This is a genomic window from Rothia sp. HMSC069C01 (genome assembly GCF_001814655.1).
GTDB lineage: Bacteria > Actinomycetota > Actinomycetes > Actinomycetales > Micrococcaceae > Rothia > Rothia dentocariosa.
The window spans coordinates 450,366-466,509 of record NZ_KV817408.1 but is presented as its reverse complement, the minus strand read 5'-3'; the positions used below and the strand labels follow the sequence as shown (position 1 = coordinate 466,509).

General features: G+C 52.0%; 12 protein-coding genes. 2 read left to right on the top strand and 10 right to left on the bottom strand.

Annotated elements, in window-relative coordinates:
• Positions 1-13 precede the first annotated feature (13 nt).
• Together HMPREF2981_RS08730 and HMPREF2981_RS08725 are read left to right on the top strand one after the other, a co-directional pair.
• Positions 14-1,156: a glycosyltransferase family 4 protein gene (locus HMPREF2981_RS08730; RefSeq protein WP_070662430.1), complete on the top strand. Its 1,143-nt coding sequence runs from the start codon at positions 14-16 to the stop codon at positions 1,154-1,156.
• A gap of 99 nt (positions 1,157-1,255) precedes the next feature.
• A complete protein-coding gene (locus HMPREF2981_RS08725; RefSeq protein WP_070662427.1) occupies positions 1,256-2,323 on the top strand; it encodes a hypothetical protein in 1,068 nt (355 codons plus the stop codon).
• Positions 2,324-2,575: 252 nt separating this feature from the next.
• Here HMPREF2981_RS08725 and HMPREF2981_RS08720 read toward each other — a convergent pair whose 3' ends face one another.
• From HMPREF2981_RS08720 to carA, 10 genes are all read right to left on the bottom strand, one after another.
• Positions 2,576-3,229: a hypothetical protein gene (locus HMPREF2981_RS08720; protein ID WP_141756682.1), complete on the bottom strand. Its 654-nt coding sequence runs from the start codon at positions 3,227-3,229 to the stop codon at positions 2,576-2,578.
• A gap of 543 nt (positions 3,230-3,772) precedes the next feature.
• Entirely contained in the window at positions 3,773-6,241 is a 2,469-nt protein-coding gene (locus HMPREF2981_RS08715; RefSeq protein ID WP_246825428.1) for a primosomal protein N', read from the bottom strand.
• Positions 6,241-7,446 (bottom strand): methionine adenosyltransferase, encoded by a 1,206-nt coding sequence (metK, locus tag HMPREF2981_RS08710; protein ID WP_070620428.1) that lies wholly within the window; start codon positions 7,444-7,446, stop codon positions 6,241-6,243. Before metK ends, HMPREF2981_RS08715 begins: the two co-directional genes overlap by 1 nt.
• Positions 7,447-7,584: 138 nt before the next feature.
• Entirely contained in the window at positions 7,585-8,913 is a 1,329-nt protein-coding gene (locus tag HMPREF2981_RS08705) for a bifunctional phosphopantothenoylcysteine decarboxylase/phosphopantothenate synthase (protein WP_070620431.1), read from the bottom strand.
• An 18-nt stretch (positions 8,914-8,931) separates the two neighbouring features.
• The gene (rpoZ, locus tag HMPREF2981_RS08700) at positions 8,932-9,384 is read right to left on the bottom strand and encodes a DNA-directed RNA polymerase subunit omega (RefSeq protein WP_004004717.1); all 453 of its coding nucleotides are present in this window, start codon (positions 9,382-9,384) and stop codon (positions 8,932-8,934) included.
• Positions 9,385-9,538: 154 nt separating this feature from the next.
• Positions 9,539-10,111, bottom strand: a complete 573-nt coding sequence (gene gmk, locus HMPREF2981_RS08695; protein ID WP_048778143.1) for a guanylate kinase — start codon at positions 10,109-10,111, stop codon at positions 9,539-9,541.
• 54 nt (positions 10,112-10,165) lie between these two features.
• Positions 10,166-10,513 carry an integration host factor, actinobacterial type gene (gene mihF, locus HMPREF2981_RS08690; protein ID WP_037230933.1) on the bottom strand — a complete coding sequence of 116 codons (348 nt, stop codon included), beginning with the start codon at positions 10,511-10,513 and terminating at the stop codon, positions 10,166-10,168.
• 178 nt (positions 10,514-10,691) lie between these two features.
• Positions 10,692-11,549, bottom strand: a complete 858-nt coding sequence (pyrF, locus tag HMPREF2981_RS08685; protein WP_070662421.1) for an orotidine-5'-phosphate decarboxylase — start codon at positions 11,547-11,549, stop codon at positions 10,692-10,694.
• Positions 11,546-14,890 (bottom strand): carbamoyl-phosphate synthase large subunit, encoded by a 3,345-nt coding sequence (carB, locus tag HMPREF2981_RS08680; protein WP_070662418.1) that lies wholly within the window; start codon positions 14,888-14,890, stop codon positions 11,546-11,548. The genes pyrF and carB overlap by 4 nt, the downstream gene beginning before the upstream one ends.
• Complete coding sequence (gene carA, locus HMPREF2981_RS08675; protein ID WP_004004722.1) at positions 14,891-16,081, bottom strand: glutamine-hydrolyzing carbamoyl-phosphate synthase small subunit; 1,191 nt, start codon at positions 16,079-16,081, stop codon at positions 14,891-14,893.
• Positions 16,082-16,144: the final 63 nt, after the last annotated feature.

Genomic DNA, 16,144 nt, shown 5'->3' with positions numbered 1-16,144 from the left:
CGAGGAGAATTCTATGAAACTTATGGTTGACGCCCGTTATACACGCATTGGCTTTCACGACGGCATTAGCCGGTATACCGCTTCGCTCCTGGGCGCATTGAAGGATTTGATGGATTCCGGTGCTCCCGAGGTTGCCGATCTGCAGTTGGTGATGGTGGTTAGCGATGAACGCCAGCTGCAGATGCTCCCGGATTTGCCGCATGTGAAGATTTGTTCACCGACCGGACCCTTAGAACCGACTGCGGCCCTTCAGCTCAATAAGTACAACCCTGATGTGGTGTTCTCGCCTATGCAGACGATCGGTTCGGTGGGGCGTAAGTTCAAGCTGGTGCTGACCCTGCATGACCTGATTTATTATGCGCACCCGACTCCTCCGGGGTTTTTGCCTGCACCGGTGCGTGCAGGGTGGCGGCTGTTCCATAAGAGCTATACACCGCAGCGTATGCTGCTGAATCGGGCGGATGCCGTGGTGACGGTTTCGGAGTCTACAGCGCGGCTGATTCGTGAGCACCGGTTGACGGAGAAGCCGCTGCACGTGGTGCCGAATGCCCCGCAGCCGGGGTCGGTTGTGAGCGAGGATGAGGCTCTGCGCCGTACGAAGTCACGGGCCGAGGGCGCGAGCAGGCACCTGGTGTATATGGGGTCTTTCATGCCGTATAAGAATGTGGAGACTCTGCTGTACGCCATGCGTGAGCTGCCGGGGTACACCCTACATTTGCTGTCGAAGATACCGGATGCGCGCCGCGCCGAGCTTGAAGAGCAGGGGCTGCTCTCTCGCCTGGCGGCGGGCTCGAACGTGGTGGTGCACAACGGGGTCTCTGATGAAGAGTATGCGGAGCTGCTGGAGTCTGCGCACGCACTGGTGACGGCTTCACGAGCCGAGGGGTATGGGCTGCCCGTGGTGGAGGCGCAGGCGGCGGGCTGTCCCGCCGTGATTAGCGATATCGATATTTTCCGCGAGATCGCCCCGCACGCCGTTTTTGCACCTGTGACCGATAATCCACAGACGGATGCTCCTGCCTGGGTTGAAGCGATCCGCTCCCTCGAAGACGAAATGGTACGTGACCGCGTGATCCTTGAAGGCTTGCAGGATGCTTCACACTATTCCTGGCGGGATTCGGCGTTGAAGCTGGTGAGGGTTTTGAAGGGGTTATAAACTAAAAACTGATTTGCAGCTTATCTAGACACGTTAAAATACATAAGAGAAATAGTGTGATTTTTCGATTCGTGCCGATCGCTCACTTAGGAGAACATTGTGAATAAAAATAATGCCATGATTACAATAAATAAATTTATATTACGTGCAAAACGTGTAGAATCTCATTCATTACTAAAAGATATAAATATTTTACGCAGGTACGCAGAAACTGAATCTAAAATTATTTTTAGTAAAGAATCGAATAAAGCAAAACTTATTATAGAACTTCCACCCGACGAAGAAGTATTTGAATCCCTTGTTTCACGTATAAGACCTTTTATACTAAGAAGCGAGCCAATTTTTTATGAAAAGATATTTTCCGCCTTAGAATTTATTCTAGAAACTGAAGAATTAAAAACATCAGTTTCTGAACTAAAAAATCATTGGGATCTAATAAATACTGACAGTAAAGAAATACATGGATATTCAATTTCTGATGATGCGTCACATGAAGCATCAGATCTACAACTCGCAGGAGCATGGTTATATGCTGATTTAGTGCATGCAGACCCGAAAGGAAACAAAAAAGGTGGTATGGATTTTTCGATGAAAGATAGATACGTTGCTGCTGTACGAATCTTTTCAAGCTTAGCATTACTAACTGTCGAAACTTTAGCATTTATATATAATTTGGAAAAACTTGGAATTTTTGATATACCCGAAAATATTAAAACCGAGGAAGTGGTTATAGGAAAAGACCAGATAGTGAGGGAAGGGTTTATATATCAGGCACCAGTTGGTACTGAAGCGCCAAATATTCAAAATATGGCAGATCATTCAGATTGGAGACTTTTAACTAGGGATAGTATACAAACAAATTATGCTGAGCTGATAGAGTTAAATGAGTCTGGAAATCTCATAAAGATACGGCCTGTGTACATAAATGATAAAGTAGTAAAAGATAATAAAGAGTTTATCCAGCTTATTATTGACACTGGGGTAATTATGATTTTGTCCTATGAAGAATCATTAGACAGTAAAACTAATTTTCAAGTATATGATATTTTAATTCATGACTCTACAGAAAATGCAGATGAGATTGTTAATAATCTGAAAAATGTAAGTGGTTTTATTATAAAAACTACTAATTGGGTATCACCAATATTCAAGCTTCAGGAATCGTAAAATATATCTAAAAAGAATAAAGATATGCTAAGAGGGTTTATTTATTAGGTAAATCCCTATATAAAACACGAAAAACAACGGGTCCTCACCTTCTGTCAATGTATAATAGTTGAATCATCAACTACTATTCATTAATCACGCACAGGTAGGAACCGTTGCCCGATCACTGTAGCACTATTTGTATCATCGGGTGTTTCTCGGTTGTGCGCGGAGGACTCATCTTCTGGCCACAAAACTACCTACATGAATACCTTATTTTTTATGTTTTCGTCTAGCCTTACGGGAACGCTTATTTTTTGCTCGACGTTTTCTTTTAGAGTTTTCTGATTTCTTTATTGATTTCATGTTGATTTTTTGGTTATCGAAATTCTCGAAATTTTGATTCTTAATATCAATAGTTGAAATAAATTCTTGCTCTTTATTGTCATCCAAACCTTTATTATGCTGACTCTTTAAAATTTTAAATAGATCTGTAAACTCGACCATCGTGTTTATTTTTGAACTTAGGTGTGCAGATATTTTTTCCATCTTGGAATGAGCGTATTCCTCAATTTTTATTTCAATTTTTTCCTTATTTTTACCATTTAATATGTAACCCTCATTAGCAATATAACTTGCTGTATCTAAGGAAATGGATAGTCTTATTAAAGATACAAATACCATCGAGATAAAATAAAAACTACTCGATATAGTTATCCATATATGAAGATGTTCTATACCGAACTTATGAATTCCACCTTCTAAAAAGCAATCTATGCAAAAAGTGAACATAAACTCTAATACCCAAGCTCCGATTGATGTGTTTAGGTACGGTATAGGAGTAAATACCAAGATTGGGAACAATAAATTAACAAAAAATGACAATAACTTATTGTTGATACGTATAAAATTTGTCAGTGCAGGCAAAAATGCTTTTAGGCCGAATAAGAATAAGTAACAAGTAGAGAATGTCATTAAGATAATTGTTATGTTATTTGTCAAATCTAAAAACTTTATAGAAAATCCAAAGAAATCTTTACCTCGATATTTAAATTCTCAAAATTTTTAGTAATTTTGTTGTTAACTAATGAGTTTATATTTTTTGATACCCATGTAAGTAAAAAATAAATAATGGATAGTCCTAGAACGAGCGATGGGAATCTTATATATTTTCTTTGTTTTGTTTCTTTATTTACTACACCCCACGAGAAAACTATTTTTTCTAAATATGAATTATTGTAATCATTAATAATTAGTTTCTTAGCTGATTTAAATGATTTTTTATATAGTTAAATATATTCATACGTATTCCCTTATAAAAGTAAATGTCAATACTGATTAAGTCTGAAAAGATTACATCCATAGAGTATCGAGAGTTCATGTAAGAATCAAGAAAACACCCATACATGCATGAAATATTTCTATAACTTTTAGAGTAAAGTTAATGTCAGTTTGCATAAAGCTTAGTGATTAGACGACATCCAACCCGTCGCATCGAACCTGCACCGCTCCGACACGCTTAAGCGCTGATAGTGCCGCACGCACGGAACGCAGCTCGTGGGTGACCTGCGGTGCCTGGGCGTAAGAGAAGAAGAGAATAGCGCGCCAGTCCCCGGGCACCGCATCCTCGGTACCTGACGGTGAAGGTTCGGTAATCTCGCTCTCTCCCCCGCTCTCGATACCGGCATGCACAGACTGATGCGCAAAGAAATCTTCGTCCAACGGCACAGGCCCGGTCACCCGAACACCTTCTGGCAGGTTCAGCTCTTCCAGGAAGGCCTGGACATCATCCTCGCTACCCGTAATAGCCGCTGTGCGTACCGCCGGGGGCAAACCGATCTGCGATCGCTCATCCAGCTCATACAAGGCAAACCATGTGGGATCCCACCGGACGAGCGCCTGCTCCACCGGGGATGGAGATGCGGTCGTCACCACAACCCCACCCTGAGCAGCAGAACGCACCAGCGCCGCAGCGTTGAACCAGCGCCTCAACGCGGCCTCCGGGGCACGCAAAGAATCAAAACGCAACATAGAATCGGCGTCCAGAAGCAATGCCGCCGCATAACCGCCGAACGCTACGGGTTCAGCCCCGGGGGTGGCAACCACCAGCGCAGGTTCGGCCCCCACCGAAGCACGCACATGGTCCCCCGCCGAAGAAATTACCGGGACACCCCGGAAGGCACGCCCCAGCTCCTCTGCGGTGCGCAAAGCCCCCACGGTACCCGAACGCCACTGATCGTACCCGCACTCTGCGCACCGCCACTGCTGTGCCAGACGCCCACACCACGAGCAACTCGGCACCGAAGCACCCGCCGCCAACGAGAGTGGCCCCCGGCATGTATTACAGCGCGCGGGCATGCGGCACCGCTGGCACGAAAACGACGGGACATAGCCGCTGCGCGCAACCTGCACCAACACCGGGCCATGCTGCAGAGCCACACGCGCACGCTCAAACGCTAACCGAGGAATACGTGCCACAGCCGCCAACGGGTCACGCGCCAACTGGTAGTCATTACCCGTCGAAAAAATGCGCGGCGAAAACTCGTGCACCGTCGCCCGAGGTGCCCGCACATGCGAAGCCCACCGGGTGCGTACCAATCGTGCCGATTCGCTGCTCATCGCGTACCCAGCGAACAGCACTGCCGCATCTGTTGCTTGGGCACGCAATAACAGCACATCGCGCGCATGGCAATAGGGCGCACGACGCTCCACAAGCGAGGAATCGCCGTCATCCCAGCACACCACCAATCCCAAATTGGCAACCGGAGCGTAAGCCGCCGCACGAGTACCGATCACAATGGGCACCAGCCCTAGGCGTGCCTTCAGATAGGCGTGATACCGGTTATGCGGTTTATCACTCGAACTCAACCGAACATAAGCACCCGCCGGCACCCGACGTTTCAGCGCGGACTCTAGCCTGTCGAGAGTCTTCTGATCGGGAGCCATCGCCAAGGCACCGCGGCCATTCGCAGCCGCCGTCACCACGGCAATAGCCAGCAGCTCAGCCCAATCGAACTCAGGATGCGCGGGCAGCACATTCATGACCGCACGCGCCGGGGACCCAGCCGCCAAGTCCTCTAAAAATTCGGCACCATTCTCATAATCGCTAAAGGCACGGGAGTCTTCTGCCGAAACCTGGGCGGCAGGCGGGTGAAGCTGGTAGGGAGCGAAACCGCCCAAGAGGAAACCACGAATATCATCGGTCAAAGAGGGCGAACCGTTATCCGGCGATTCTTTAGGAGATTCTTCTTGAGGCTCACGGTCAGCATCTAAGTCATCTTCGGCGGCCGATTCAGAAGTGCTGTCTTCCGCTGTATTGGCCGTTTCGTCGGCTTCTTGTGGCAAACCCATGAGCTCGGAAAACGTAGGCAAAAACTGGGCATACTGTTTATCAAGAGATGCCACGCGCGGCGTCACCGCAAGCCGCAAAACATTCGCCACCGTTGAGGCGTACCGGTCTGCAAGCGCCTCTGCAAGGTCAAAAATCTCGGCAGAAACCGCAGGAATCCGCGACAAAACCGATAAAAGCGGCTGCAGGCCCTTAGCAACATCGGTTGTTTCGGCGCGCTCCGCGATAAAACCTGTGACCCGCTGCGATCCGAACCGCACACGCACACGGGCGCCGGGAACCGCGTCTTCGCTCAGCTCAGCAGGAACCTGGTAGTCAAAGGTACGGTCAAGATGCGGCAGGGTGTTATCTAACCGAACCCGCGCCACCGGGTAGGGAACCCCGCTCTGGGCAAGCCGCTGGTGTACATCAACCGGCTCAGGCTCGGGAGGAATCAGGGCATCGCGGAGAGCAGGAAATCCCTGCAACAGATCAGGCTGTTGCAGGGATTCCTGCTGAGCGGGCTCAGAAGTCGAAACGTTCATCGACGAAGTATCGGTAGGGTTCTGAGCATCCGCGTCATTGGGCTGCATACTCGCAGGTTCACGCATTAGGATGCTGAAACCGCCGAACGCAGAGCCTCAACACGGTCCAAACGCTCCCACGTGAACTCGGGTTCATTGCGTCCGAAGTGACCGTGAGCCGCGGTCTTTTTATAGACGGGTCGGCGCAAATCAAGGTCATTGATAATCGCTAACGGGCGCAGGTCAAAGACCTCACGCACAGCCTTTTCAATCTTGAGAGGATCAACCTTTTCGGTTCCGAAAGTCTCGACGTACAGGCCCACAGGTGCCGCCTGCCCAATAGCGTAAGCGACCTGAACCTCGGCACGGTCAGCAAGACCAGCGCCCACAATATTCTTGGCGACCCAACGCATGGCGTATGCCGCAGAACGATCAACCTTCGAGGGATCTTTGCCCGAGAACGCGCCGCCGCCGTGACGAGCCGAACCGCCATAGGTATCAACAATAATCTTGCGCCCGGTCAAACCGGCATCGCCCACGGGGCCGCCCTGCACAAAACGACCGGCAGGGTTCACAATAAACTTCGTGTTCGAGCTATCAAAATCGGCAGCATCCAGCACCGGAGTAATCACGTGTTTGATAATATCCGCACGCAAATCCGCTAAATCGTAATCGGCAGTGTGCTGGCTGGAAACCACCACGGTATCAACCGAAACAGGCTTATTATCGGCGTCATACCCCAAAGTGACCTGAGTTTTGCCGTCCGGGCGCAGGTTCACCAGCGTACCGTTTTTACGAACATTCGTCAGACGCTCTGAGAGACGATGCGCCAGCCAAATCGGTGCGGGCATCAATACGTTCGTCTCGTTCGAAGCGTACCCGAACATAATGCCCTGGTCGCCCGCACCCTGGCGGTCATAATCATCAACCGCGATACCGCTGCGAGCCTCTAAAGACTCATACACGCCAGCATTAATATCGGGTGACTGCTCGCCAATTGATACCGATACGCCGCAGAATTCACCATCGAAACCGCGGGTCGATGAATCGTAGCCAATACCTAGAATAGTTTCACGAACGATCGATGGAATCTCAACATAGCTTGAGGTTGTCACCTCACCAGCAACATGAACCTGTCCGGTTGTTACCATTGTTTCGACAGCAACGTTCGCGGTGGAATCCTGCGCGATAATGCCGTCAAGAATCGCATCAGAAATCTGGTCACAAATTTTATCGGGATGCCCTTCAGTCACCGACTCGCTGGTGAAAAGGCGTAGATGGTTATTACTCACGGTTTCTACTCTACTAGGTTTGGGGCACGCGGGATACAGTACCCAAGGATGTGAACTCGTGTATCAATTATGACAGAACGTTACACGGGTCCGGAGGGAGGGAGTCACAAACTTAATCGGCTCGTATTTCTGCATTTCTCAGGGCTTTACATACTGTGCAAGAGTGCGCAATATCTGATCGGAAACGACCTGTTTAGAGCCTGAAAAAACGGGTTCCCGATCTGTGAACGAAGAGAGCAACGTAATCGTATTCTCATCGGTTCCGAAACCCTGGTTTACGCCCACCGTGTTGAGAGCCAGAAAATCACATCCCTTACGTACCAACTTCTCGCGCCCAAGCTCAAGCGGGGTTCGCTCAGCTGACCCTGTCTCTGCGGCAAAACCCACAATCAAGCGTGCACCGGTACCTGTCTTCTGTCGACGCTCCACGACTTCACGCAGAATATCAGGGTTGCGTACCAGTTGAATCGCGGGAGCGTCCGAAGAATCTGCGAGCTTCTTAATCTTGTACTCGGCGTATTCGGCAGGCCGAAAATCTGCGACCGCTGCAGACATAATAAGCATATCGGCGTTGTTCTGAGCTTCCAGCACGGCATCGCGTAGTTCACGGGCGCTCACTACTCGGGTTACCTGTACTCCCTCAGGCGCGGGGACTTCAAGGTTAGCGCCGATTAGATGTACCGAAGCCCCTAGATCACGCGCAGCCTGCGCCAAGGCCACACCCTGTTTACCTGTTGAGCGGTTACCCAAAAAACGCACCGGATCCAAGGCCTCACGGGTGCCTCCCGCCGTAATCACGATGCGTTTCCCTACCAGAACTCCGGGCTCGGGCTCAAGACCTGGCGCAAACGAGCTGCCAGACTCTTCCGCCGGGCCAGTGTGAACCGGACGTGTGGGCGTATATCCCGGAATCTGCGAAGGATGCTGCTCCCCCTTCGGGAACTCGGCAATTACGCGCTGCGCCGCCTCAAAAATATCTTCCGGTTCCGGCATGCGGCCCACACCCGAATCGGGACCCGTTAGACGCCCAACCGCCGGTTCAATCACGTGATACCCAAGTTCGCGTAAAGTCTGCACATTCGTTTGCGTTGCTGGATGCTCCCACATCTGAGTGTGCATAGCGGGAGCCATAATCACCGGCGCGTGAGTAGTCAGTACCGTAGCAGAGAGCAAATCATCGCAGCGCCCCACCGCCAACCGAGACATCAAATCGGCGGTCGCCGGTGCTATAACAATCGCATCCGCAAGCTCGGCCTGGCGAACATGGTTAACCTCAGGAACACGCTCAAAAACGCTCGTGGAAACCGGGTTGCCACTCAGGGCCTCGAAGGTAGCTTTACCCACAAACTCCAAGGCAGCTTCGGTGGGCATGGCAATAACCTCATGCCCATCTTTTGCGAAAAGACGAAGGAGCATTACCGCTTTATACGCGGCAATGCCCCCTCCAATACCAACGATAATGCGCATGGTATTTACAAACGTTCCTTACTCAGCGGAGTCGTCAATAACAACCTCTTCAAGAGCAATAACCTCTTCGGTACCGGCAGGAATGTACTCCTCCTCAATAGCGCCGAAATCGGCGTCGCCCAGACCCAAGGATGCGAATTCCTCAGGAACCAGGTAACCATCTTCGTTGAAGTGCCCATCCGGCACGTGATCGGCAACAATCTGATCTGCCATAATTTCACGCATTGCAACCGAAAGAGCCTTGTCATTAGCCTCAGACTCAACCAGAGGACCAACGTGGTCGCCCGCGCTCTCCTGCAGATTCGCGTAATAAGCGTTAATCTGGCGAGCACGACGAGCACCGAAAATCACCAGCCCGTACTTAGACTCAGCCTTCTGAATCAGCGCATCCGCGCTGGGGTTCACAATCCCCTCGGGCGCTACGCCATCAACGAAGTTGTAGTCTTCGTGCTCTTTGATTTCGTTTACCACAGAAACTCCAATATGTTGTCTTTGTACACTGCTGACATTCATGTATACGAACTCAGCCAAAACTAAAGCAATATTTTACCGCTAAAATCGGTAAAAATCACGTACCATAACGAGAAAGCACAGTAATACCCGGCACGTCGCCAAAATACATACCCTATGCTTTAGCAGATTCGGCACCCACAATGTGCGCAATTTCCTGTGCCGCGCGCTCTACCGAATCATTGACCACGGTTACGTCGAACTCACTCTCAGCCTCAAGCTCGATTTTGGCGGTCTCAAGGCGCCGCTGCTGTTCCTGCTTTGATTCAGTACCGCGCCCCACCAGTCGAGACACGAGCTCATCCCAGCTGGGCGGTGCCAAGAAAATCAGCTGTGCCTCCGGCATAGACTCCCGAATCTGCCGAGCCCCCTGAAGATCAATCTCAAGGATTACTGGGCGACCAGCATCTAGAGCTTCCTGAACCTTAGCACGCGGAGTACCGTATTTATTCTTACCGTGCACCACCGCATACTCAAGCATCTGCCCGTCAGCAATCATCTGATCAAATTCCTCGTGCGAGACAAAATAGTAGTGCACGCCCTCTTCTTCACCAGGGCGAGGGTCACGAGTAGTTGCCGAAACGGAAAACCAGACGTTCGGATAGTGCTCACGAATATACTGGCAGACGGTTCCCTTACCCACGGCGGTGGGACCAGCCAGAACGGTAAGTCTAGGTTGAGCGGTCATCGGGTTCTCCCTGCGGTGTGATGTAATAATGCGTATTTTATTCGGCGGCGAGAACTATCGACCGCTGCGGCGGCGTGTATGCCGAACATTGCGGTTAAAATACTCCACCATTTTACGGCGTTGATGCACGCCAAGACCGCCCAAACGACGGGTCGGCGCGATCTGCAGCTCTTCCATAATTTTCTCGGCACGCACAGCACCAATTCCCGGGAGGGCACGGAGCATTTGATCGACAGGCATCTTTGCAAGAGCTTGGTCGTCATCGACCAGATCGAGTACCTGACGTACCGACAGCTCACGGGTAGAAAGTGCCTGCTTAACTTCCTGGCGGCGAGTACGGGCAAGCAACGCCTTTTCACGTGCTGATGCACGCACCTCATCGGTTAGCGGCGTAATCGGCATGGGGTCTCCCATCAAGCGATATATGTATATAAATCAGCGTTCTTACGTTTTCTAACTTAGCATGTTGCACTGTAAAACGATGAACTGAGGTTCGTAACGTAAAGCCTTTCAAGCTCAACACAGCACAATGGCGCACAGAGCAGATCAACTCTGTACGCCACCACGCGATCACAACGATTTACACTGCGCCACGCACACGCACCAAATCGTCACGTGCACTCTGTGCCGCCCGCGCCAGGTCAGTCGGCTGCGGACCTGCTGAGAGCACGCCACGGCTGGAATTCACCAAAACCTGAGATTCAGCACCTGCAAAAATCCGGTATAGGTTCTCAGCACTAGCCCCCTGGGCACCATATCCCGGTGAAAGAATGGGACCGTTGAAAGTGCTCAGGTCTATCGCCAATTCCTTGAGGGCCTCCCCCACGGTGGCACCCACAACTAGACCGCATGAACCCATATGTTCCCAAGTTTGCGCAGTGTTCTCTACAGTGGCTGCGGCGATAATTTGCTTCGCTACCGCCCCGGTATCTTCTGCTTTGCCCACATGCTGCACACTCTTACCCTCAGGGTTTGAGGTCAGCGCCAGCACGAAAGTTCCACGCTGGTTCGCAGTTGCCGCATCCAGCGCTGGGCGAAGCGACTCGAACCCCAAGTACGGGCTTAACGTGACCGAATCCGTGCCGAGTGGTGAAGAGGTACCGAGCCAAGCATCCGCATAGGCTTTCATAGTCGAGCCAATATCACCGCGTTTTGCATCCGCCACGATCAAAACCCGGTCTTCAGCGGCGCGAGCAAAGAGCTCTTCCAACACAGCAAGACCTGCGGAACCGTGGCGCTCAAACAGGGCAACCTGGGGTTTGAGCGCTGCGGCGTAGGGGGCGCATCCTTCGTAGACATTCATAGCGAAAGTACGCAGAGATTCGGCAGAATCTTCCAAACCCCAGACCTGCAGCAGGTTCGGATGCGGATCAATACCCACACACAACGGACCGTATTCGTCCATCGCAGCCGCAAGACGATCGCCGAAAGGGATCACGAAAGTTCCCCCTCACGCACCTGTTCGCCCTTGTCCTGCCCCTGCTCGCCGGTGCTGGCGGTCCGCAAAAACTCACCATGTTCTTGCAGATTTATAATCTCCCAGCTACGCTCGCGCAGCGCGGTAATAGCTTGAACAGCAGCCGCGAACTCCGAAATCGTGGTCATCACAGGGCAACCAACACTGACTGCGGCCGCACGGATTTCGTAGCCATCGCTACGAGCTGCACCGCCAGCAGGTGTATTCAAAATCAGATCAATTTCGCCATTGCGCACCATATCAACAATCGAATGCTGACCGTTTGCTTCCGCAAACTTGGAGGCAACCGTGGAATTCACACCATTGCGACGAAGCACATCTGCAGTGCCGCCGGTAGAGACAATCTCGAAGCCCAGCTGTTCAAGCATCTTGGCATAGATAATCACATTGCGCTTATCATGGTTAGCCACCGAAACGAAGACCTTGCCCTCGGTCGGTAGCGGTGACCCCGCACCTGCCTGGGCTTTCGCAAAGGCAGTGTCGTAGAGGGTATCAAGACCCATGACTTCGCCGGTCGAGCGCATTTCGGGGCTAAGTAGGGAATCAACCACCACACCCTCAGGAGTGCGGAAGCGGCTAAACGGGAGAACCGCTGCTTTAACTGCAATTGCAGTATTCTGCGGCAGAGATGCACCATCCATGTTCTTAGGCAAGTATCCCTCTGCCTTCAGTTCAGCAATGGTCTTCCCCAAACCAATCATCACGGCAGCCTTTGCCAGCTGCACGCCGGTTGCCTTTGAGACAAACGGTACGGTGCGAGAAGCACGTGGGTTTGCCTCAATCACGAACAGATTCTCGGAGACGTAGGCAAATTGAATATTAATCAGGCCCCGCACTCCGGTACCACGCGCAATAGCCTCGGTTGCTTCTTTAACCTTGGCGATCACATCGGGACCCAAGGTAATTGGCGGCAAGGTGCAGGAAGAATCACCTGAGTGAATGCCGGCCTCTTCAATATGTTCCATGACACCGCCCAAGTAGAGCTCGGTGCCGTCAAAGAGCGCATCCACATCAATCTCAATAGCGTCTTCCAGGAACTTATCGATGAGCGCTGGCTGAGAGGGAGAAACCTCGGTCGCATTTTCAAGGTAGCGTGCGAGATTTGCCTCGTCATAGACGATCTCCATACCGCGCCCGCCCAGCACATAGGAGGGACGAACCAACACCGGGTACCCAATCTCATCGGCAACGCGTTTGGCCCCCTCGAAGGTGTATGCGGTACCATTCTTCGGCGAAATCAAACCACCTTCCTCCAGCACGCGCGCAAACTCGCCGCGATCCTCGGCAAGGTCAATAGCTTCGGGAGTAGTGCCCAAAATCGGCACACCAGCATCTTTGAGGGCTTTCGCAAGCTTTAGCGGAGTCTGTCCGCCCAACTGCACGAAAACGCCCAACAAACCGCCCGTGCGGCGCTCTGATTCAACAACTTCGAGCACATCTTCCAACGTCAGCGGCTCAAAATACAGACGAGTCGAAATATCGTAATCGGTCGACACAGTCTCCGGGTTACAGTTCACCATAACCGTCTCGTACCCCAGCGAACGCAGCACCAGCGAAGCGTGTACACAGGAATAATCGAACTCGATACCCTGGCCGATGCGGTTCGGCCCCGAACCTAAAATCATGATCGAGGGAGTCTCATGGTGAGCGACCTCATCCTCAGAATCATAACTAGAGTAGTGATAGGGGGTAAACGCCTCGAACTCAGCAGCACAAGTATCAACAGTCTTGAATACGGGGCGAATACCTAGGGCATGGCGCACACCGCGCACAACGTCCTCAGAAGAACCGATAATCTCTGCGATTTGCGGGTCGGAAAAGCCGTGGCGTTTTGCCAGCTGCAGGATTTCAGGGGTCAAGTTATCGCGATTTTCCCGCACAATCCCGGCGACTTCATTCAGCAGCACCAGCTGATCTAAGAACCATGGATCAATCTTGGTGGCTTCAAAAACCTGCGCGATAGATGCGCCCGCCAAAAGTGCCTGCTGTACCTGGTAGATACGCTGCGTGGTGGGTATCCTGGTCTTCTCGATAAGCGCGTCAAGTTCTTCGGCATTCAGTTGCTGCTTCGTGAACGAGAAAGAAGCACCTTTCTGCTCTAGAGAGCGCATAGCCTTCTGGAGTGCCTCGGTGAAGTTACGGCCCAGTGCCATTGCTTCGCCCACCGATTTCATGGTGGTTGTGAGAGTCGGATCAGCGGCCGGGAACTTCTCAAAGGCGAAACGCGGCACCTTGACGACCACATAGTCGAGGGTCGGTTCAAAGGATGCGGGCGTTTTCTGGGTAATATCGTTCGGAATCTCATCCAGGGTGTACCCCAGCGAAAGTTTAGTCGCAATTTTAGCGATCGGGAACCCGGTTGCTTTAGACGCAAGCGCTGAAGAGCGTGAAACGCGTGGGTTCATTTCGATAACGATGATGCGCCCGGTCTTGGGGTCTACGGCAAACTGAATATTGCATCCGCCGGTATCAACCCCAACTTCGCGGATCACGTTGATGGCGATATCGCGAAGTTTTTGGTACTCACGGTCGGTGAGGGTGAGGGCAGGCGCCACCGTGATGGAGTCGCCGGTGTGCACGCCGACCGGGTCGAAGTTTTCAATCGAGCAGACGACCACGACGTTGTCATTTTTGTCGCGCATCATTTCGAGTTCGTATTCTTTCCAACCAAGAATAGATTCTTCGAGCAGAACCTCGGAGGTAGGCGAATACTGGATACCTGCGCCGGCAATGCGGTAAAGATCTTCTTCGTTGTAGGCCATGCCGGAGCCAAGTCCGCCCATGGTGAAGGAAGGACGCACGACCATGGGGTAACCGAGCTCTTTGGCCGCTTCAAGAGCTTCCGGCATGGAGTGCACAATGATCGAACGTGCCGATTCGCCGCCCGCGCGCTCTACCACGCCTTTGAACGCTTCACGATCTTCGCCCAGGTTTATGGCTTCGATATTTGCGCCAATGAGTTCAACATCATATTCGCGCAGAGTTCCCTGCTTATCGAGAGCGATAGCGGCGTTGAGCGCAGTCTGCCCGCCTAAGGTAGGAAGAATGGCGTCTGGACGTTCTTTTTCGATAATCTTAGCGATGACTTCGGGGGTAATCGGCTCAATATAGGTGGCATCTGCAAACTCAGGGTCGGTCATAATGGTCGCCGGATTGGAGTTTACGAGGACAACACGCACACCTTCTTCTTTGAGCACGCGTAGAGCCTGAGTGCCGGAGTAATCGAATTCGGCTGCCTGACCGATGACGATCGGACCTGAGCCGATGACAAGGACGCTGTTAAGGTCGGTACGACGTGGCATTTAGGCTTCCTTTGCAGTCTTCTTGGTGGAGGTCATGAGGTCAATAAAACGGTCGAAAAGATATGCGGAGTCGTGCGGACCTGCGGCTGCCTCCGGGTGGTATTGAACCGAGAACGCGGGAATATCTTTGCAGGTTAGCCCCTCGACCACGTTATCATTCAGCCCCACATGGGAAACCATGACCTCGCCGAATTCGGAGTTGGGGGCGGTTACGTATTCACCGATAGGCGCATCGACGGCGAACCCGTGATTTTGGGCGGTTATTTCAACTTTGCCGGTGGTTTTATCCATGACGGGCTGATTGATACCGCGGTGTCCAAAGGGCAGCTTGTAGGTCCCGAACCCGAGCGCACGGCCGAGAAGCTGATTGCCAAAGCAGATACCGAAGAACGGGGTGCCCTGGCGCAGTACACCCTGCAGGAGTTCAACCTGTTCGTCAGCAGTCGCCGGGTCGCCGGGACCATTGGAGAAAAATACGCCGTCTGGGCGAAGCGTATTTACGGTCTCAAGGGTTGTGTTTGCGGGCAGTACATGTACACGCACGCCGCGTTCCGCGAAACGCTGCGGGGTCATAGATTTGATGCCAAGATCGAGTGCAGCAATGGTAGCAACCGGCGGAGCGAACCAGCCGTATTGGTGAGGTTCAACTGTGTAGGCTTCTGTCACGGAAACGGTATCGGCAAGTTTACGGCCTGCCATCGGCTCGGAGGCGCGCACCGCTTCCAAAAGTTCGGCTTCGGGGCGATTGGCGTGACGTCCCGAAAAAATGCCTGCACGCATTGAACCGCTGGAGCGTAGGCGGCGAGTCAGCGCACGAGTATCAATGCCTTGAATGCCCACGATACTTTGGGTCCTGAGCTCGTCATCCAGGGTACGTTCTGCACGCCAGTTGGAGGCAACACGTGCGGCATCTCGTACCACGTACCCGGCAACCCAAATTTTGCGGGATTCTGCATCTACCTTGTTCACACCGGTGTTACCGATATGAGGCGCGGTCTGCACCACGATTTGCCCAGCGTAGGATGGGTCGGTCAGCGTTTCTTGGTAGCCGGTCATGCCGGTGGAAAATACTGCTTCGCCTAAGGATGCGCCAATTGCTCCATACCCGTAGCCTCGGTAGATGGTGCCGTCCTCAAGAACGAGTAACGCGCGGTCCGTGCCCAAAGCACCGGAACGTGTCATCTCAGTCATGCTCTTACTTTCCTTTTCTCGGTGGTCTGTTCCCCTGCTTGTGCCCGTTATAAGTGGAACACT

Excerpts from the sequence above, each read along its gene's own strand:
- HMPREF2981_RS08730 (WP_070662430.1), top strand. The coding sequence starts at position 14 with ATGAAACTTATGGTTGACGCCCGTTATACACGCATTGGCTTTCACGAC.
- HMPREF2981_RS08715 (WP_246825428.1), bottom strand. The coding sequence starts at position 6,241 with ATGCGTGAACCTGCGAGTATGCAGCCCAATGACGCGGATGCTCAGAAC.
- HMPREF2981_RS08705 (WP_070620431.1), bottom strand. The coding sequence starts at position 8,913 with ATGCGCATTATCGTTGGTATTGGAGGGGGCATTGCCGCGTATAAAGCG.
- gmk (WP_048778143.1), bottom strand. The coding sequence starts at position 10,111 with ATGACCGCTCAACCTAGACTTACCGTTCTGGCTGGTCCCACCGCCGTG.
- mihF (WP_037230933.1), bottom strand. The coding sequence starts at position 10,513 with ATGCCGATTACGCCGCTAACCGATGAGGTGCGTGCATCAGCACGTGAA.
- carB (WP_070662418.1), bottom strand. The coding sequence starts at position 14,890 with ATGCCACGTCGTACCGACCTTAACAGCGTCCTTGTCATCGGCTCAGGT.
- carA (WP_004004722.1), bottom strand. The coding sequence starts at position 16,081 with ATGACTGAGATGACACGTTCCGGTGCTTTGGGCACGGACCGCGCGTTA.